This window comes from Brucella cytisi (genome assembly GCF_038433355.1).
Taxonomy (GTDB): Bacteria; Pseudomonadota; Alphaproteobacteria; order Rhizobiales; family Rhizobiaceae; genus Brucella; species Brucella cytisi.
The window spans coordinates 399863-419506 of sequence record NZ_JBCAUP010000001.1; the positions used below are offsets into that span (position 1 = coordinate 399863).

The following is a 19644-nucleotide window of genomic DNA, read 5'->3' on the forward strand; positions in this document are numbered from 1 at the left end:
GCGAACCTCTACGAAAATCAGGTCTGCCGCCTTCCTCCTACCGAAGGCGGCAGACCTTTATCTCACGGCTACTTGATGTAACCGGATTGCGTCATGATCTGTTCGACCTGACGCTGCGCACCGTCGAGCGCTGCATCAACGCTCTGCTGACCGGCAACAGCCGACGAAATCGCCTGTCCAACCAGCGTGCCGATGGCCTGGAATTCAGGAATGGCCACAAACTGGATGCCGGTATAAGGGACCGGGTCCTTGGTCGGCTTTGTCGGATCGGCAGATTCGATGGCTTTCAGCACCGTATCCGCGAAGGGAGCTGCCTTCTTGTATTCCTCGTTGGCATAAGTGGACTGGCGTGTGCCCGGAGGAACAGCAACCCAGTCTTCGGACTTGCCGACGAGCTCGACATATTCCTTCGAGGTCGCCCATTTCAGGAACGACTTCGCGGCTTCCACCTTCTTGCTCGATGCCGGAATTGCGAGGTTCCAAGACCACGCCCATGAAGAACCGTTTGGCGTCACCTCGACCGGTGCCTTGGTAAAGGCAACCTTGTCGGCAACCTGGCTCTGCTTCGGATCATAGATGCGTCCGGCAGCCGAAGTGGCGTCGATCCACATGGCGCAATGACCGGTCGAGAACAGGGCCTGATTTTCGTTGAATCCGTTCGAGGTAATTCCGGGAGGGCCTGCTTCCTTCATCAGATCGACGTAGAAGTTGACCGCCTTCTTCCATTCGTCCGAATTGATCTGAGGCTTCCAGTTTTCATCGAACCACCTGCCACCAAACGTATTGATCAGCGTGCCGAGGTAAGCCATGTTTTCGCCCCAGCCCGGCTTTCCGCGCAGACAGAGACCATATTGCTCTTTCGATTTGTCGGTGAGCTTGGTCGCGAAATCCTTGATTTCCGCATAGGTTGGCGCATCGGGCATCTTGAGGCCCGCCGCGTCAAACAAGTCCTTACGATAGAGCGTAAACGAGCTTTCGGCATAGAACGGCACGGCGTAAAGCTTGCCATCCACCGTCAGACCGGCGCGAACCGGCTTGATGAGATCGTCATAGCCGTAATCATCACCAAGATCATCGACCGACAGAAGCCAGCCAGCTTTGCCCCAGATCGGCGTCTCGTAACCACCAATGGTCAGGATATCGAACTGGCCGCTCTTGGTAGCGATATCGGTCGTGACGCGCTGACGCAGCACGTTTTCTTCAAGCACAACCCAGTTGATTTTATTGCCGGTGGCTTTTTCCCACTCCGGCGACAGTTTCTGCATGATGATCATGTCACCATTATTGACCGTCGCGATGGTGAGCTCTTCCGCCCACGCAGCCCCGGCCATAACTGCAACACTTGCAGCAGACGCAATAAGCCCTGCAACATAAGACTTGGTCCGCATTTCGTCTCCTCCTTTACGAATGCATAGCAAAATTCTTACATATGTAAAATTTATGGCGCGAGCTTCCGTGACTTGTCAAGCACGGTTTTCAATTTTGCGTTGCGAGGAGAAATGACCGTTTTTGTGAACAATTCTGAAGGCTGAAATCACGGACATTTCCACCTGCCAAATTCACGAACCGATGTTTTAGCATATATGGATATTCACCGCATCATTCTCTGCGAACACATTTGCCTGCTTGACGTTTTGCCCCGCCTTTGACAGTTTGACGGGACTTCGCCTGGAGGAGTACAACGGCGAGCGGAGCTGGAGGAACATCCTGAAATCGTTACAGAAGCAGCAACCGGGGCCAGATTTTGTCCCGAGAAATCAGCACATTCCAGTTTATGCGGCGGCTTCGCAAAAAACAGCATCGTCGTGTGCATCCAGCCTGCGACAACTGACGAACAGGACGTAAAGACGTGCGCAAAACAATACGCACCATGGAGGATTTTTCGGAGTTTGTTGGGCTTTCCCGCCCGACAGTGTCGAAATATTTCAGCGATCCGTCGTCCGTCCGCCCCAAGACCCGAGAACTGATTGAAGCGGCGATCAAGCAATCCGGCTTTCGTCCCAATCTTTTCGCGGTGAACCTCAATCGACGTCGCACGACAATTCTGGGTATAATTATCCCCAACCAGCTCGATCATTTCTACATGGCTATGACGAAACGATTGCAATCGCTCGCAGAGCAACGCGGCTATCTTGCGATTGTCCTGTCATCCGATGGTAAGCCGGAATTAGAAAAGCAGGCAATTGAAACCCTGCGTTCGCTCAATGTCGCAGGTGCCATCATCGCACCGCTTGGCGAAGAGTCGCAACATTCGACACTGGCACGTCTCGCGGAAGACGTTCCAATTGTCTATGTCGACTCTCCGCTCGACAGCACCTCACCCTTTGTCGGCACCGACAATCTCAAATCCTTCCATCTGATTGTCGATTATCTGTGCCGCTCGGGCAGCGAGCCCTGTTATTTTTCCATGCCGATGGTCAACAACAATGCAATCAAGCGGCAAGATGCGTATCGACAAGCCATGGAAAAGCTTGGTTATGAGCCACGCATCATTGACCTCGAACAAAGCCGAAGCTGGGATTTCGAACGTTATGCCTTCGAGCAGACCGCGAGAATTCTACGCGAAAAGGGACGCCTGCCGACAAGCACTGTTCTGTGCTCCAATGATCGCATCGCCTTTGGCGTAACGAGTGCACTCTGGCAGGCCGGTCTGAAAATTGGCAGACTCAAGGATTGCGACGTTCGTGTCGCCGGTCACGACAATAATCCGTTATCGGAATATACGTGTCCTCCACTCACTACAGTGGCGCAGGATTACAATGAAATCGGACGGCTGGCGATTGAGCTCTTGTTTCGAACACTGGGCGAAACAACGGATGACCGACTGGAACTTCCAGAAACACAGCGCATTCTACTCAATGCCGAAATCAAACTGCGCATGAGCGCATGAAAATGGCGGGGTAACCCGCCATTTCAGTGTTCGCTTTTTAATTCAGGCCGAGCGTCCCGCGCAGGGTAGAAAGATCTTCGGCAAGCGTGGTCACAGGACCAGCAAGCGCCTTGCGATCATCATCCGACAGCTTGTCGTAGGATTCGTAGCCGTCACCCTTCTTGTACTTTGCAAGAATGTCGTCGACAGTCTTGAAGTTGGCTTCCACCTTCTTCACGAGGTCCGGATTTTCCTTTTCCAGCAAAGGCTTGAAAAGCTCGACGATCTTCTGGGCGCCATCGACATTGGCCTTGAAATCCCAAAGATCGGTGTGGCTGTAACGATCTTCCTCACCGGAAATCTTGGTTGCAGCCACTTCTTCAAGCAGGGCAGCGGCTCCGCCAACAACCTTTTCTGGCGGAACGGTGAGGTCTTTTACACGCTTCTGGAGTTCCAGCACATCTGCGTAGAGCTTGTCGGCAACCGGAGCGAGTCCTTCAGTTGAATTCTGCGCAAACAGGCCATACTCGATGCGATGGAACCCGGTAAAGTCTTCCGACTTCTCGCCGTTTTCATGGTCATCGGCGCGGCTGTCGATCGAAGCGTCAAGATCGGCGAAAAGCTCGGCAATCGGCTCGATCTTTTCGTAGGAGACGCGCGATGAAGGATAAAGCTCCTTGGCCTTTTCCAAATCGCCTGCTTTGACCGCGTCGGTGAAAGCCTTGGTGTCCTTTACCAGAACGTCGAGGTTTTCCTGCACATAGACTTTGTAGTCAGCAATCGGCTGAACAAGGTCCAGCGGCGAAACTTCGGCCTTGGCTGCGCCGAAGCTGAGCGTGAGGGCAACGGCACATGCCGATGCGAGCAATGGCAGACGATACTTCATGTTTAGCCTCTCCAGATAAAGCGCATTGCGGGAAATGCGCGTCAAATCAAAAACTTGAGATGCGATCCTCACCCGCCAGCATTTTGCGGACCGCTTGCCTCCAAAAGTGCACGCGCGTAGTAGTCCTTATGATCCTGAACACCAGGCAGCGCGAAGAAATACCCGCCCCCAATCGGTTTCAGGTATTCTTCCAGCGGCTCGCCGTTGAGACGGTTTTGAACCGTGATGAAGCCCTTCTCCAGGTCGGCCTGATAGGCGATGAAGAGCAGCCCCATATCAAGCTGACCTGATTTGCTGACCCCGTTTGAATAGTTGAATGGTCGACGCAGAATGAGGTGCTGCTCGGCATTGACATCCCGCGGATTTGCCAAACGGATATGCGAGTCGAGTGGCGTCACCTTGCCATCCTCATCCCTCGCATAATCGGGAACATCGGCTTCGGTTTTACCGTCGAATGGCGCGCCACTATTCTTGCGGCGTCCGAAAATGGCTTCCTGCTCCTGCAGCGGTGTGCGGTCCCAGCGTTCGACAAAATTGCGAATGATGCGCACAGCCATATAGCTGCCATTAGCGGCCCAGCCCGGCTCTTCATTTTGCTTCTGCACCCAAACGATGCGGTTCATCAATGCATCATCGGCGGAATCCGGATTGGCGGATCCATCGCGGAAACCGAGGAAGTTTCGTGCGCTTTCCTTCGCCCGGGGCGAATGCGGCGGTTGCACCGGAACCGTTCCTTCCTGCTTCCAGCGAACCATCAGAAGATCAGGCATGTTCTTCATGATGTCGCGCAGCGCATGGATGTTCGTGTCCGGCGTATTCGAACAGAACTGAATGACGAGGTCCCCGTGGCAGATGTCCTTCTGCAGGGCGTCGTTGGGGAAACCGGTCATGCGCTGCAGAAGTTTCGGCTTCAACGGCTTCAAACCGAAACGATCATCGAACAATGATGAGCCTAGCGCCACCGTAACCGTGAGGTTATCCGGCGTGACGACAGGTCCAAGAATACCGGAATCCGATGGCGGAAACTTCGCATCAAGCTCCGGTGGTTCTCCACCCTTCATCAAAAATTCTGCCCGCTCTGTGAGCAGCTTGAACATACGCTCCAGTTCGGCGCGGTCACGTGCCAACACATCAAAGGAAGCGACGAGACCCGCAGCAGGGCGCGGCGTGACGATACCGGGCTGGTGCTTCCCATAAAAAGGCTGACTTTCGTGAATCTCGTCGCTTTCCGGCGCATTGGTCACGCTTTCCGAGGAAAGAGCATGGGCTGTCTGCGGGGCAAGCACGCCTGCAACTGCTCCGGCAACCCCGGTTGCGCCAGCCCCGAGGAGCAGTGCACGGCGACCGGCGGAAACAGGCTCTTCTGTCGTAATTTTATCGGTTTTGAAAAATTTTCTGGTCATCAATCTACCCCAAGCTGATCGCGGAGTTTCGTAAACTGTGCAGCGAGTTGAGCCGCACCTTCCTTAATTTTCGTCTTTTCATCAGACGACAGAGCATCATACGCCTTGTAGCCATTGCCTTCAGCACCCGTACCAAGCAGCTTCCTGATCGAAGCTGCGTCCTTGTCGATGCCTTCAAAGGCTTTCGGATCAGCCTTTATAACAATGGGGCGCAGGACATCGGCAGTCTTGCCAGAGCCTTCAAGAAGGCCAGACAAAGCCTGCAGATCGGTGTGAGCGTACCGGTCTTCACCAGCATCCGACGCGGTCGATGCAAAACGGTTCAATGCAGAAGCAGTGCCCGCCATCATGCGATCCGGCGAAATCCGTAGCCCGCGAATGCGTTCTTTCAATGCAGTGGCATCCTGCTCAAGCTTGCCAGCAACAGGAGCCAGACCATCGACGGTTTTTTGTTCGAACAAACCGTATTCGATACGGTGCAAACCACCGAACGCAGGGTCCTGCTCGCGCTTTTCAAAATAATCCGCACGAGCATTGATAGCTGTATCGAGATCGGAGAACGCTTCCGACACGGGAGCAATGCGCGCATAGGCTTCTCGCGCCGGACCGTAGGCGGTTTGCGCAGCCTCAAGATTACCGCTGGCTATTGCCGTGGAAAGTGCCGAAACCGATTTCTGGAATTCGGCAACCTCTGTGGTCAGATAAATCTGATATTCAGCCAGTGCACCAATGAAAGCTGTAAGCGGAAGCTTGCCCTTTTCCGCTTCACTGGCAGCGGTCGCAGTCACGATCAGCTTGCCGCGCGGATTGGAAAGAAGCCCGCAGGTAATCTGGTATTCGCCAGGCGTCAGCTTGGCGGTGATGGTCTGCTTGAAACCCGGCGCAATATTTTCGCGCTCCTCAAGAACCATTACTCCGTCGAGGATTTCCCACTCGACCGTACGGTCGGACTTATTGACAATTTCGAATACCGAGCGCCCGGCCGGAACGGTCAGTTCGTTCGGATCGCAGCTTTTACCGTTGATCGCGACCTGTATTGTGTCACCGGCTTCTGCATGGCGGGCTTTGTCCGACACACGGGATGCATAATAAAACGCAGCGCCAGCGGCGAGCAGCAACAGCACGGCGAAAGCCAGTCCGATGCGGACCAGATTGCGCGACATGGGTTCAGCAGGTTTCGGATTCGTCATTGAAATCTCTTTTACTGTGCGCTTGTTTTGGCCTGGCTTGCCGTTGCTGGTGCATTTGCAGGCATCAGAAACAGAATGAGCGCCGGAACGAGGAAGGCCACATAGGCAACAACCTCACTGACGGTCGGTGTCGCGATGTAACCGAAAATGCCGGCAAGAACTGAACCAAGCGTGCTGTCGAGCGGGAGAATATCGCTCATATCGAAAACGACCGTCTGGAAATGGTTCCAGATGCCAGCTTCGTGCAGCGCCATGACCGAATTGGCGAGAATGCCTGCCGCGATGATCAAAATAAAAACGCCGGTCCAACGGAAGAAACGGCGAAGGTTCAGCTTCAAACCGCCTTTAAAGATGCCGTAACCAACTGCCGCGGCTAGCACCACGCCAAGAAGCGCGCCAAGAGGTGCTGCCGCCCCTTCGCTCTGCTGGAAAGCCGCCAGCAGAAAGAAGACCGATTCAAGCCCCTCGCGTGCGACAGCAAAGAACACCATCAGAATGAGGCCGAAACCTTTATGTGTCGGTGTCTGAAAAGCTGCATCGATGGAATGATGCAGTTCCGACTTGATAGAACGGGCCGCCTTGCGCATCCAGAACACCATCGAGGTCAACACAAAAACGGCAATCAGACCAATAATGGCTTCAAACAGTTCCTGCGCTTTCTGTGGGAATTCTGCACTCAGAAGCTGCAGGATAGCGCCGACGGCCAACGACATGGCCAATGCCAGCAATATGCCGATCCAGACCACTGGCATCCAGGCACTGCGGCCAGTCTGATAGAGATAACTGGCGATCATGCCGACGATCAGCGCTGCTTCCACGCCTTCGCGGAACATGATTAGAAAAGGTACGAGCATTCCAACTATCCAAAAGACAGAGAATTCGGCCTGTCCCTCGGTCGCTTCTCTTCAAACCCGGCATGAAGCCTTCGCCATTTGGTCATCTTTTTATATCCGCACGGCCAGCGCTGCAAGCTAAATGAAGTTGACCAACGTGGGAATGTTTTAGAATTATTCTAATTATTTCAGGAGCTTATGAGTCCGTTTGTTAGCGAGGAATGATAGTCTGCCAAGTTCAGAGATGATTGCATAAGTCATTGAAAATGCACTGAAGCCATGGCCCAAGCACTTTTAGACAGCAGTTGATTGCGAACTGAAATCAAACCGATCTAGGTTTCAAATCCCTCGGGCAAACCTGCTTTCCCGGCTTGCGACGGATTAAGCCTGACATAGTCAGCTTTCAAATCTTCGGATGTCTTGCGGCTGCCGTCATGGCTCCAGCCGGGAGGCGCGATCATATACATCAGGCGCTGCCGCAAGGTGAGGCCTGACGAGAATACGTCTTTAAACATACCAACCCATTCGTGAAACGCCACACGCACCGGATTAAATGTGCCGACATTTTTCACGATGCCATAGCGCGGCATATCTTCCGGTAATTCCTCCACGAAAGTGCCGAACATGCGATCCCAGATAATCAGCGTGCCAGCGTAATTTGCATCAAGATAACGCGGATTGGTCGCGTGATGCACGCGGTGATGCGACGGGGTGTTGAAGATGAACTCGATAGGCCTCGGTAGTTTGTCTATGGCCTCCGTGTGAATCCAGAATTGATAGATCAGATTGAACCCATAGACGAAGGCGATCACCGCAGGGTGAAATCCGAGCAGTACCATCGGCACTTGCAACACGAACATGCCCGTCATCTGTCCTGTCCACGACTGACGCAGCGCCGTCGTGAGATTATAGTGCTGACTGGAGTGGTGGTTGACGTGTTCCGCCCAGACCCAGCGCACGCGATGCGCAATCCGATGATAGCAGTAGTAGCGCAAATCATCGAAGACGAAGGCGACCACAAATACCCACCAGTGCAGGCCGAGATCAAGAAAGCGGAACTGCCAAACCCAAAGCAGAGCTGTCACGGAAACGAAACCGAGCAGCAAACCCGCCACAACATTGCCCGCCCCCATCAACAGGCTTGTAAAAGCGTCTCTTGTCTCAAATTCGCCCTTGCGTTGCCAATAGCGGATCGCCACAAGCTCAATCAGAATTCCCAGCACATAGAGCGGGATCGCAACACGCGTCACATCGAAAAGTACCGGATTGCTATCCATGTCGGTTCCCCTCCCCAGACGGACCTGAAAGCCAGGCTATCACTCTTTCCCGATCCTCAGCATTACTGAAAAGAAACCGCGCTTTGGGCCACGTAAAATCCTTCATATGCAATATCAATTCGGTATCGCCCTTGTGCTCAAGAGTAAGGACGTCCGCAGCGGTCACGCATCGCGTCAAAAAGCGGTCCGCGACGCTATGAACGAGCCCCGTGGATGCGCCACGCAACGGGAAAAATGCTGTACGACGATCATCGGTATAACAAATCTCACCGATTTCGATTTCGGGATAATCAAGATGAAAGCGCGCTTTGACACTTTCGTCGTCGGGAAGAATGCTGCGTTTAAGCCCTCCACCCAGAAAATGAATTAACAGAACGCCGAAGCCTATCCCGGCGACAACCATAAGCAGAAGCAGCCGCAAATCCATGTAATCTCCCATTCGCAGCGATGCCAGTAGTTCCCGACGACATCCTAGCCATCAGCCAGTGCGAATACATCCCAAAACTTTGCGGACCGATTTGCTAGTCGCAACCGACTTGGCATTTGCAACGGAAGATTGTTTCGATTTGGAGTACGGCGAAGCCGCCATGGAACACAAATACTGACCAATAAGCCAAAGAACGCGGCCGAAATTCGAAAAGTTTCAGAATTTTCCGAAATGGTCAAAAAATTCGTGTTTCAGGGGTTGAAGATTGGAGCAAGGTGATACATATCACAGTCACTTACCGCTGTGCCTCCTCCCATTGCGCGCGGTAAGTGTTCCCCTCTGGAGGTTTGCCGAATGTGGCACCTTCATAACTTAGCCGGACTTCCCAGTCCGGCTCTTTTTTTGCCCAAAATCTGGATAGCGGCTCGTTTCACTAAAAATGTGCGACTAGCGCAACTTGCTGTTTTAAAAACACTAATTCATAAAAATCAGCTTCACTATATTCGCCCTTCTGAACATTAACTTATTCCCAGTTAATCAGCCGAGTACACCTGAGTGCAACATAGAAAAAAGCGCCGCGTTTCCGCGGCGCTTTCCATCAATAGACCTACATTTTATCTCAGCCGTAGGCTGCTACTGGCGGGCACGAGCAGATGAGATTTCTGTCGCCGCCGACATTGTCGACACGGCTGACCGGCGGCCAGTACTTTGCCGTCGCATCGAAATCGCCATTAATCGCGCTTGCCGGGAACACGGCTTCCTCACGCGTGTAAGGATGCGCCCATTCCGTTGCCAGCGTATCGCCTGCCGTGTGCGGCGCATTGGCAAGTGGATTGTCATCCGCAGGCCAGACGCCGTCGGCAACCTTCTTCGCTTCGCCTGCAATCGCAATCATCGCATCGCAAAGACGGTCGATTTCCGACTTCGGCTCAGACTCGGTCGGTTCGATCATCAGCGTTCCGGCGACCGGCCAGGACATGGTCGGTGCATGGAAACCATAGTCGATGAGGCGCTTAGCCACGTCTTCCACGGACACGCCTGCGCTGTCCTTCAGAACACGCGTATCGACGATACACTCATGCGCCACACGATCATGCGCGCCGGTGTAAAGGATCGGATAGGCGTCCTTCAGGCGATGCGCGATGTAGTTGGCATTGAGGATCGCAGCTTCGGTTGCCTTCTTGAGACCTGCGCCGCCCATCATGCGGATATACATCCACGTGATGACCAGAATGGATGCACTACCAAACGGTGCAGCCGAAACCGCATGCTTGGAACCGATATCCACATGACCCGGCAGATAAGGCACCAGATGCTTGGCAACACCAATCGGACCAACACCCGGACCGCCGCCGCCATGCGGGATGCAGAAGGTCTTGTGCAGGTTCATATGGCAAACGTCGGCACCAATGTCGCAAGGACGGGCAAGGCCGACCAGCGCGTTGAGGTTTGCGCCGTCGAAATAGACCTGACCACCATTGTCATGGACGATCTCGCAGAAAGCCTTGATGCCTTCTTCGAAAACACCGTAGGTCGACGGATAGGTAATCATGAACGCCGCGAGATTATCGCGATGCTTCTCGGCCTTGGCCTTGAGATCGTCGATATCGATATCGCCATCCGGGCGGCAATTGACCACGACAACGCTCATGCCTGCCATCGAAGCGCTGGCCGGATTGGTACCATGCGCAGAAGACGGAATAAGGCAGATGTTGCGATGACCTTCGCCGCGTGACTGGTGATAGTGGCGGATGGCCAAAAGACCAGCATATTCGCCCTGACTGCCTGCATTCGGCTGCAATGAAACGCCTGCAAAGCCGGTGATTTCGCAAAGCCATGCTTCGACGTCAGCCGTCATCTTCGCATAGCCTTCGGTCTGGGCCGCAGGCGCGAATGGATGCAGGTTTGCAATCGTATTCCAGCTCACCGGCATCATTTCTGCCGCCGCATTGAGCTTCATGGTGCAAGAGCCAAGCGGGATCATCGCACGATCAAGCGCCAGATCCTTGTCGGCCAGATGACGCAGGAAGCGCATCATCTCGGTTTCCGAACGGTGCGAATGGAACACGTCCTGCGTGAGGAAACCTTCGCCGCGCCCCTTGCCGGGAACGAGAGCTTTGTCGCCATCGACCGGCTTGGCACCGAACAGAACGGCGAGTGCTGCAAGGTCTTCCTCGGTCGAGGTTTCGTCAAAGGTGACACCAACTGTATCCGCATCAATGATGCGGAGCAGACGACCGCCCTTGTCGGCTTCGTCGACAATCTTCGCAGCCTTACCGTCAACTTTAATCGTTACCGTATCAAACAAGCTGTCGCCTGCGATCTCAACACCAGCAGCCTTGAGGCCAGCCGCAAAGCGTGCAGCAAGGCCGGCCACGCGTGTAGCAATGGCCTGCAGTCCTGCCGGACCGTGCCAGATCGCGAAAGATGCAGCCATATTGGCAAGCAGTGCCTGCGCGGTGCAGATGTTCGACGTGGCCTTGTCGCGACGGATATGCTGTTCACGGGTCTGGAGCGCCAGACGATAGGCCGCACGACCATGCGCATCAACCGACTGACCGACGATGCGGCCCGGAATGATACGGGTCAGAGGCTCGGACACCGCCAGATACGCGGCGTGCGGACCGCCGAAGCCCATCGGAACGCCATAACGCTGCATAGAGCCTACAGCCATGTCGGCACCCCAGCTGGCAGGCGCTTCCATAATGGTCAATGCCAGCGGATCGGCAACGGCGATGACGAGGGCGCCCTTGGCCTTCGCATCGGCGATGACCTTGCTGAAATCGCCATAGACACCACGCGTATCCGGCCACGGCACGACGATGGCAGCGGTATTGTCATCGACAGTGCTGCCAGTTTCGATCTCCCAGCCGAGCGGTTCGGCGCGGGTGTTGATCACATCGACGGTCTGTGGGTGCAGTTCACCTGCAAGCAGAATACGGCTGCGCTTGTCGCGGTGGTGACGGCAAGCAACGCCGATGGCTTCAGCAACCGCAGTCGCTTCATCCAGGAGCGATGCGCAGGCAACCGGCAGACCGGTCAGTTCCGCAACCAGCGTCTGAAAGTGGAAAAGAAGCTCAAGACGACCCTGGCTGATTTCCGACTGGTAAGGCGTATAGGCCGTGTACCAGGCCGGATTCTCAAACAGGTTGCGCTGAATGACGGGTGGCGTTTCCACACCATGATAGCCCGCGCCGATGAAGCTCTTCTTCACCACATTGCGGCCCATGATTTCATTGAGCTCTGCAAGCGCTGCATGTTCGCTCAAAGCGGCTGGCAAATCGAGCGCGCGATTCAAACGAATGGATGCTGGAACCGCCTGGGTGATGAGGGTTTCCATGGAAGGAAGGCCGAGCGCTGCAAGCATTGCGCGCTCGTCTTCCAGTCTTGGCCCGATATGACGGGCAACAAAGGGAAGAACCTGTTGCGTCATTTGTTTATCCTACCAGTTTGTCGTAACCGGCCTTGTCGAGCAGACCGGAGAGCTGGCCTTCGTCGGAAAGCTTCAGCTTGAAAAGCCAGCCTTCGCCTTCGGCAGCCTGATTGATAAGGGCTGGATCGCTTGCAACGGCTTCGTTGACTTCGACCACTTCACCATCGACCGGTGCGTAAACGTCGGAAGCGGCCTTGACCGATTCCACAACCACGATGCCTTCGCCCTTGGTGGCCGTGCGGCCGACGTCCGGCAGTTCGACGAAAACGAGGTCACCCAGTTGTTCCTGTGCGTGGATCGTAATGCCGACAGTGGCAACGCCGTTTTCGACGCTGATCCACTCGTGATCTTCGGTGAACAGGATATTGGCCATGGAAATCATCCTTTGCGATAGCGATGCGGAGTGAAGGGAAGCGCCGAAACGTCAACGGGAACCTTGTTGCCGCGAACGTCAGCGAAAACACGTGTGCCGGGGGTAGCGAGGCTTGCCTCGACATAACCCATGGCGACTGGGAAGCCTGCCGATGGACCAAAACCACCGGAAGTAACAGTTCCGATCTGGCGACCGGATCCATCAAAAAGATCGGCTCCGCCGCGAACCGGCTGGCGGCCATCCGGCTTCAGGCCGACGCGCTTGGCAGATGCGCCCTTGGCGATCGCGTCCAGCACGGCCTTTGCACCATTAAATGTAGCCTTTTCGCGCACAGGCTTGGCGATTGCCCATGTGAGGCCCGCCGAAACAGGATCCGTTTCCGGCGTGATGTCCTGACCGTGCAGGCAGAGACCGGCTTCAAGGCGCAGACTGTCGCGAGCAGCCAGGCCGATCCATTCGACGCGCTCGTCGGCAAGCAGTTTCATTGCAAGCGCACGGGCTTCATCGGCTGGAACGCCGACCTCGAAACCATCCTCGCCGGTATAGCCCGAACGGGTCATGAACCAGCCAGCCTTGGGTTCAAAACCACTCATGAAAGCAAGTGCGGCCCCGGCCAGACCGGCATCATTGATGACGGCTTCCGCTTCCGGTCCTTGCAGCGCGAGGAACACGCGGTCGAGCGGATTGATCTTGACGTCCTTGCCCGATGCGGCTTCATTCAGATGCTCGATATCGGCATCGGCATTGCCAGCATTGGCAACAACCATGAAGCGGTCTTCGCCAAGACGCGTGACGATCAGATCGTCCATCACGCCGCCATTATCATTGAGGAAGAAAGTGTACTTCGACTGGCCTTCCTTCAGCACAATCGGGTCAAGCGGACAGGTTTCGGCAAGAAGCGCAGCGGCATCCGCGCCCGAAATCTCGATCAGCTTCATATGAGAAATGTCGAAAAGGCCCGCATGTTCACGCGTATGAAGATGTTCCTTCATGACGCCCAGCGGATAGGTGATCGGCATGTTCCAGCCAGCAAAGCCGCCGAAGCGCGCGCCAGCCTGTTCATGCAAATCCTGCAAAGGCAGGGTATTCAAATGTGCGGTATCGCCCATAACAACTCCAGAGTCGCACGTGTGCCTCCGCAAAATGCGGTTGCTTCGTGCCCCTCTGTCTCAGGCCTGAGAGACTCGCATGGCAAGGATGCCATACTTACACCTTCGGCGCAGGGTTTCCCCTGACTTTCCAGAGTTGTCTTACCCGTCTGCGGTTCCTTGTACCTGAGAGATTTCGGGCGATTTCCCCTTCGGCGGCCAATTGGCGCTCTCCCGCAGACAGACAGTGCAAGAACGTCACATGATATGGCGTCCCGGCACCCGACGGAACTCCATTACCCCAATCCGGCGCGCAAGTCATGTAGAATTGTTGTCTCTAACCGACGATTTCCCGGACTTTTGCAACAAAATTTAAAGCGGACAGGAGGTCCGGATTTATACTCTATTATACATGCTTATTGCGGCACAGACGAGACCGCGCATTTACCGGCAACTAAATCCGTTGGACGTGCCGCTCTCCACCACATTTTGCAGAGCAGTTTTTCGGCCAGCGAATTTCTAAAGAAGTTTTAACCAGTTAGCTGCCGGAGCAGCCTGAATCCAGCCGATTTGCCTAACAGGGCATCAGATTGTGATCGCATGATGACCAAGCTGCGCAAAAGGCGTGCAACTGACAAGCTTTAACGCATTGCAGCTATGCAAATCTGTCTCTCCAATTCGAAATGCTTCAAGCCTATATGCTGTTTGCAACAAAGAGATAAGATTTTACTAGGTGAGAGAAATGAACCTGATCCGCTCGTACAACAACTGGCGCCGTTACCGTAACACCGTAAACGAACTGAGCCGCCTGAGCCCACGTGAACTGAACGACCTTGGCATCCTGCCTTCGGAAATCCCGTTCGTTGCACGCAAGGCCGCTGCTCGCTGATAGCGCCTCCGGAAGGCATCAGCCTTCTTCAAGGATCGCGATTCCCCATAACCGCGCGGTCCTACAGTTCCAGAATATCACCGGGGTGCTTTCTCCTCCTCCCATTTCCTCGGTGATTCAAGACCGGATGTCTCCTCCCTAGTCCGGTCTTCCCCATAAAACACCCGTCGCCTCCTCCCGCGACGGGTGTTTTCGTTTATGGGCTGTATTTATGCCTCTTGCGAGGCAGGTGTTGCCGCACCGCGTCTGTCGAATGCAATCGAGATTGCAAAGACCGCCAGACCAGACAAGGCAAGCAATGCGCCGACTGTTCCCGTCGACGTCCAGCCATAGCCCCATGCAACCGCAAGACCGCCGAGCCAAGCACCGAGCGCATTGGCGAGATTGAGCGCGGAATGGTTGAGGGCAGCCGCCAGCGTCTGCGCATCCGCCGCTACATCCATCAGACGCGTTTGCAATGCGGGGACGAGTGCAAACCCGCCGCCGACCAGAAGCACGTTCAAGAATGCAGTCACAGGATGCTGCATGAGGACGGGAAATGCCAACATGACGGCCATATCATAGAGCAGCACCAGACCAACCGTTCCCATAACCGAACGATCTGTCAGTCGCGACCCAACTATATTTCCAAGCACCATGCCGAGGCCGAACATCGCGAAGACGAAAGGCATCCATTTCACATCGACATGCGAAACCTCGGTAACTGTTGCCGCGACATACGTAAAAACGGAAAACAGGCCGCCTGTGCCAATTGCACCAATTCCAAGCGTCAGCCAGACTTGCTTGCGGCGAAATGCTCCCAGTTCACGCAGGGGTGACGCCCCCTCCTCTGCAGGCTGTTTGGGTACATAGATCGCGACCAGCACCATAGTTAGCATTGCGATCAGGCCAACGGATGCAAACATTGCGCGCCACCCGGCAATCTGGCCGAGAGAGGTCGCAAGCGGCGTCCCGCACAATGTCGCAATGGTCAGTCCCATCATGACCCGTCCTACAGCCTGAGCACGCTTGCCCGGTTCCGCCAAAGATGCGGCGACAAGTGAAGCAACGCCGAAATAGGCTCCGTGAGGAAAACCAGCGACGAACCGCATCATGTAAAGACCGGCATAGTCCTGCATGAATGCGCTTGCGAGATTACCGAAAGCGAATAGCCCCATCAGCAGGAAGAGAAGCTTGCGGCGGTCAAGCTTTGCGCCGATCACTGCAAGCACCGGTGCGCCAATCAGAACACCGAGCGCGTAAGAACTGATGAGATGGCCGCCTTGCGGTATGGTCACATTAAGATCACGTGCGATATCGGGCAGCAGCGCCATAATGGCGAACTCACCGGTACCTATACCGAAGCCGCCGATGGCAAGCGCTAGTTCCGCCAATCGTGCAGACGAACGTGGCGAAGTTTCCGGCGATGAAGCCGAAGGCTGAATTTTGGACATGAATGGGCCTGAAGGGAATGGAGGATGTCGGACAACCCTACCACTCCTTTCAGGCAAAGGCGATACGCATTGCTGCGGCGCTTTGACGGCTCAAAAACAAACGATTATCTGGCCGCGACCGCCTCGATTTCGACCTTGAATTCCTCACGCGTGAAACCGGAAACGATCATCAGCGTTGAGGCTGGCGCTGGTTGCGGGAACAGCCTGTCACGAACATCCATATAAGGACGCATGTAGGCCCGGTCTGTCACATAGGCGTTGATACGCACGACATCCGAAAGCTCCATACCGCCATCGCGCAAAATACGGCGAATATTCTCGAAGCAGAGTTCAGCCTGAGCGCCTGCGTCTTCCGGCACATTTCCATCCTGCGCGATGCCTAACTGACCGGAACAGAAAATCATTTCAGCACCGGCTTTAACCTTCACGCCATGGCTGTAGGCGGCAAAGGGTGCTGCCATGTCAGCAGGCAGCAGATGTTTCAAACTGTTCATCGTGAATCCTCAAGATTTCGGCGCAGCGGCCAGCATTTCTTTCAGCCGCGCCGCCCCGGCTGCAATATCAGCCTCGGTCGGATTAATACCTGCGGCCAGCAGACGGCGCGCGATCATATGGTCCGCCGGACGATTGATGGAATCGACAGCCACAAGCCTGTCACCGGCAAAATGGAAGATGGAAAATGCATTTTCTTCCGGGTTCCCTGAAAGGATATGCCGATCAGCATCGAAGGAAAGTCCTGCCGTCTGCAGCTTCATATTGCCCTGATCGGACCAGAACCAGGCGACTTCCCGAAACGGCGCTTCGCGTCCGACAATGGTACGCGCCACATGCTTTGCCTGATCGGTCGCGTTTTGTACCGATTCCAGCCGTACTCGGCGACCAGCATGAAAGTGATCGTAGCTCACGCAATCGCCAATGGCGTAGACACGGCTGGCAGAAGTACGCAAGTTCTCGTCGACAATAATCCCATTGTCGATTGCAAGTCCCGCCGTTACTGCAAGCTCCACATTTGGTACCGCACCAGTGCCAATCACGACCATATCCGCCGGGAATATCGTGCCGTCTGCAGCTTTCACGCCGATAACATGGTTATTTTCCCCCTCGACTGCCGCCACGCCGAGACCGGTTAAAAGTGTGATATTAGCGGCGCGACTGCGCGCTTCCACATGGGCAGAGATATGCGTTGCAACCGAACGACCCAGCACACGAGGCGCCGCTTCGATCAGAACCGTCTTTTTGCCAAGCGCGATTGCGCTATGGGCCATTTCGAGGCCAATGAAACCGCCACCGATAATGACGACATTCTCGACATTCGGCATTGCCGCTGCGATACGGCGTGCATCTTCCATCCGGCGCAGCGTAAAGACACCTTCCAGCCCGACACCCGGTACATTGGGAATGCGCGCACGTGCGCCGGTCGCGAAAATCAGTTCAGACCAGTTCAACGCGCGCCCATCATCAAGCACGACCGTCTTGTCGGCAATCGATACGGCATCGACGTGATGGCCGAACAGCATCTCGATATTATTGTCGCGATAGGTTGCTTCCGGGCGCAACACCAGGCCACCGCCTTCCGGGGCTTTCAAATAGGATTTGGAGAGCGGCGGCTTATGATAGGGAATATCGGTTTCGTCGTTGATGAGAACGATTTCGCCTGCATAGCCTTCCTGCCGAAGGCTGATAGCGGCCTGCGACCCGGCATGGCCGGCACCAATGATAATGCATCTGTCGTCCATAGGACCTCCGGAAATTTCCGCGCATCATAAACACGTCACGGCCCGTCGCGTGACCGAATAGCCACGGATTCACACCTTAATTGCATGCAATTCGAATATTTAAAACATTTAGTTTGACCGATCGGTCAGATTGTTTAGTAGGATATGTTTAACGCCCTTGGCCCGAGCGTGTAGGAGTTGCAATCTTGAAACGATATTGGTCCGATTATACGAGCGAGGCATTCTCCCGCCTCGATCGCGAGAAGCTCGTGGCGGTTCTGCCCGTCGGTGCAATCGAACAGCACGGACCTCACCTGCCGCTGGCAGTCGATGCTGCTATTGTCGACGGCATGGTGAAGGAAGCAATCGCCCGCCTGCCCGAAACAAGCCACGCGCTTTTCCTGCCGACGCAGGCCATCGGCAAGAGCAACGAGCACAGTCTTTATCCCGGCACGCTGACATTCTCGGCAGAGACGATCATTCGCATGTGGTGCGAAATCGGTGGCTGCGTGGCAGCAAGCGGCGTCCGCAAAATGGCGCTTCTCAACAGCCATGGCGGCCAGATCAGTGTCATGGATATCGTGGCGCGAGAGCTTCGCATCCGCCACAATATGATGGTGGTGAGCATTAACTGGTTCGGTCTCGGAATGCCGGAAGGCGTCTACAGCGACCACGACGCCAAGCACGGCATTCATGCCGGTGACATGGAAACCTCGGTGATGCTGGAAATGCATCCAGACCTGGTCGACATGTCGAAAGCCCAGGATTTCCGCACTCTTACGGAAACTTTTGCACGTGATTTCAAACATCTTGCGCTGAGCGGCGGCGCGAAGCCTGCCTGGCAGATTCAGGATATCAATCCCTATGGCGCCGCTGGCGACGCAACGCTCGCGACTGCTGAAAAAGGTCGAGCAACCATCGATTTTGCCGCCGAGCGGCTGGTCGAGGTTCTCGCAGAAATCGAACGAGCGCCGCTTTCCTGGCTCGACAATCAACCAGCCTGGTAAGGACAATGAGCGTGGCCCCCAACTCGCAAGCTTCGTCCTCTCTGATCGAGATAGACGGCGTCTACAAGCAATATGGCACTGGTGTGATGGCCGTGAGCGACATGTCGCTCAAGATCGAGCAAGGCCAGTTCGTCAGCTTCCTCGGCCCCTCGGGCTGTGGCAAGAGCACGGCGCTGCGTATGATCGCCGGTCTGGAATCAATTTCCGCCGGTGAAATTCGTGTCAACGGTCATGCGCCCGGCAAGGGGCCCGTCGGCGCGCAGGATATCGGCTTCGTTTTTCAGGAGCCGACGCTGATGCCATGGGCCAGCGTCTTCGATAATGTCTATCTGCCGCTGCGCCTTGCCGGTATCTCCCGCAAGGAAGCCACCCCACGTGTTGAAGAAGTGCTGACACAGGTTGGCTTGTCGCGCTTTGCCAAGGCTTTTCCTCGGGAGCTTTCCGGCGGCATGAAAATGCGTGTTTCCATCGCGCGCGCTCTGGTTACACGTCCGCGGCTTCTGCTGATGGACGAACCTTTTGCGGCGCTCGATGAGATGACGCGCTTCAAGCTCAACAATGACGTGCTGCGTCTTTGGCAGGAACACGGCCTGACGGTGATTTTTGTCACCCATAGCGTTTACGAGTCGGTCTATCTGTCCAACCGCGTCATCGTCATGGCGGCAAGGCCGGGCCGCGTGGTTGCCGATATACCGATCATCGGCTCCTATCCTCGCGCTGAAAACTATCGCACCACGGATTCTTACGCGAAATATTGCGCCAAGGTTTCCGACGCGCTGACCGCGACGCTTTCTTCTCAAGATATAGACCATTGAGGGCAG

Annotated in this window: 17 protein-coding genes and 1 riboswitch; of the genes, 4 read left to right on the top strand and 13 right to left on the bottom strand. The window is 55.2% G+C overall.

Annotation, left to right across the window (positions count from 1 at the left end; genetic code table 11):
- Positions 1–68 precede the first annotated feature (68 nt).
- Positions 69–1388 (bottom strand): ABC transporter substrate-binding protein, encoded by a 1320-nt coding sequence (locus tag AAE521_RS01895; protein WP_342060347.1) that lies wholly within the window; start codon positions 1386–1388, stop codon positions 69–71.
- A 482-nt stretch (positions 1389–1870) separates the two neighbouring features.
- Here AAE521_RS01895 and AAE521_RS01900 point away from each other — a divergent pair, with 482 nt between their 5' ends.
- Entirely contained in the window at positions 1871–2890 is a 1020-nt protein-coding gene (locus AAE521_RS01900; protein WP_071631354.1) for a LacI family DNA-binding transcriptional regulator, read from the top strand.
- Between the two features lie 37 nt (positions 2891–2927).
- Here the strand turns inward: AAE521_RS01900 and efeO (AAE521_RS01905) are convergent, their stop codons facing one another.
- The 9 genes from efeO (AAE521_RS01905) to gcvT form a co-directional block, all read right to left on the bottom strand.
- A complete protein-coding gene (gene efeO / locus AAE521_RS01905) occupies positions 2928–3755 on the bottom strand; it encodes an iron uptake system protein EfeO (RefSeq protein WP_071631353.1) in 828 nt (275 codons plus the stop codon).
- Between the two features lie 68 nt (positions 3756–3823).
- The gene (gene efeB / locus AAE521_RS01910; protein ID WP_342060348.1) at positions 3824–5158 is read right to left on the bottom strand and encodes an iron uptake transporter deferrochelatase/peroxidase subunit; all 1335 of its coding nucleotides are present in this window, start codon (positions 5156–5158) and stop codon (positions 3824–3826) included.
- Positions 5158–6348 (bottom strand): iron uptake system protein EfeO, encoded by a 1191-nt coding sequence (gene efeO, locus AAE521_RS01915; RefSeq protein ID WP_342060349.1) that lies wholly within the window; start codon positions 6346–6348, stop codon positions 5158–5160. The genes efeB and efeO (AAE521_RS01915) overlap by 1 nt, the downstream gene beginning before the upstream one ends.
- Before the next feature lie 11 nt (positions 6349–6359).
- Complete coding sequence (gene efeU, locus AAE521_RS01920; protein WP_342060350.1) at positions 6360–7202, bottom strand: iron uptake transporter permease EfeU; 843 nt, start codon at positions 7200–7202, stop codon at positions 6360–6362.
- Positions 7203–7513: 311 nt separating this feature from the next.
- A complete protein-coding gene (locus tag AAE521_RS01925) occupies positions 7514–8458 on the bottom strand; it encodes a sterol desaturase family protein (protein ID WP_342060351.1) in 945 nt (314 codons plus the stop codon).
- Positions 8451–8885 carry a hypothetical protein gene (locus AAE521_RS01930; protein WP_235817607.1) on the bottom strand — a complete coding sequence of 145 codons (435 nt, stop codon included), beginning with the start codon at positions 8883–8885 and terminating at the stop codon, positions 8451–8453. The genes AAE521_RS01925 and AAE521_RS01930 overlap by 8 nt, the downstream gene beginning before the upstream one ends.
- Before the next feature lie 619 nt (positions 8886–9504).
- Positions 9505–12318: an aminomethyl-transferring glycine dehydrogenase gene (gcvP, locus tag AAE521_RS01935; protein ID WP_342060352.1), complete on the bottom strand. Its 2814-nt coding sequence runs from the start codon at positions 12316–12318 to the stop codon at positions 9505–9507.
- A 4-nt stretch (positions 12319–12322) separates the two neighbouring features.
- Positions 12323–12691, bottom strand: coding sequence for a glycine cleavage system protein GcvH (gene gcvH / locus AAE521_RS01940; RefSeq protein ID WP_010659049.1), 369 nt, complete (start codon positions 12689–12691; stop codon positions 12323–12325).
- Positions 12692–12696: 5 nt separating this feature from the next.
- Positions 12697–13800 (bottom strand): glycine cleavage system aminomethyltransferase GcvT, encoded by a 1104-nt coding sequence (gene gcvT / locus AAE521_RS01945; protein WP_342060353.1) that lies wholly within the window; start codon positions 13798–13800, stop codon positions 12697–12699.
- Positions 13801–13942: 142 nt separating this feature from the next.
- Positions 13943–14026, bottom strand: a riboswitch (glycine riboswitch).
- A gap of 495 nt (positions 14027–14521) precedes the next feature.
- On the opposite strand from gcvT, the gene AAE521_RS01950 reads away from it, so the two are divergent.
- The gene (locus tag AAE521_RS01950) at positions 14522–14668 is read left to right on the top strand and encodes a DUF1127 domain-containing protein (protein ID WP_002965914.1); all 147 of its coding nucleotides are present in this window, start codon (positions 14522–14524) and stop codon (positions 14666–14668) included.
- Between the two features lie 209 nt (positions 14669–14877).
- Here AAE521_RS01950 and AAE521_RS01955 read toward each other — a convergent pair whose 3' ends face one another.
- The 3 genes from AAE521_RS01955 to AAE521_RS01965 all read right to left on the bottom strand — a co-directional run bounded on the left by AAE521_RS01955 (position 14878) and on the right by AAE521_RS01965 (position 17837).
- Entirely contained in the window at positions 14878–16101 is a 1224-nt protein-coding gene (locus AAE521_RS01955; protein WP_342060354.1) for an MFS transporter, read from the bottom strand.
- Between the two features lie 104 nt (positions 16102–16205).
- Positions 16206–16595: a RidA family protein gene (locus AAE521_RS01960; RefSeq protein WP_071631344.1), complete on the bottom strand. Its 390-nt coding sequence runs from the start codon at positions 16593–16595 to the stop codon at positions 16206–16208.
- Positions 16596–16604: 9 nt separating this feature from the next.
- Positions 16605–17837, bottom strand: coding sequence for an NAD(P)/FAD-dependent oxidoreductase (locus AAE521_RS01965; RefSeq protein WP_071631343.1), 1233 nt, complete (start codon positions 17835–17837; stop codon positions 16605–16607).
- A 185-nt stretch (positions 17838–18022) separates the two neighbouring features.
- On the opposite strand from AAE521_RS01965, the gene AAE521_RS01970 reads away from it, so the two are divergent.
- Together AAE521_RS01970 and AAE521_RS01975 are read left to right on the top strand one after the other, a co-directional pair.
- Positions 18023–18823, top strand: a complete 801-nt coding sequence (locus AAE521_RS01970; protein WP_071631342.1) for a creatininase family protein — start codon at positions 18023–18025, stop codon at positions 18821–18823.
- Between the two features lie 5 nt (positions 18824–18828).
- Entirely contained in the window at positions 18829–19638 is an 810-nt protein-coding gene (locus AAE521_RS01975; RefSeq protein WP_342060355.1) for an ABC transporter ATP-binding protein, read from the top strand.
- Positions 19639–19644 lie beyond the last annotated feature (6 nt).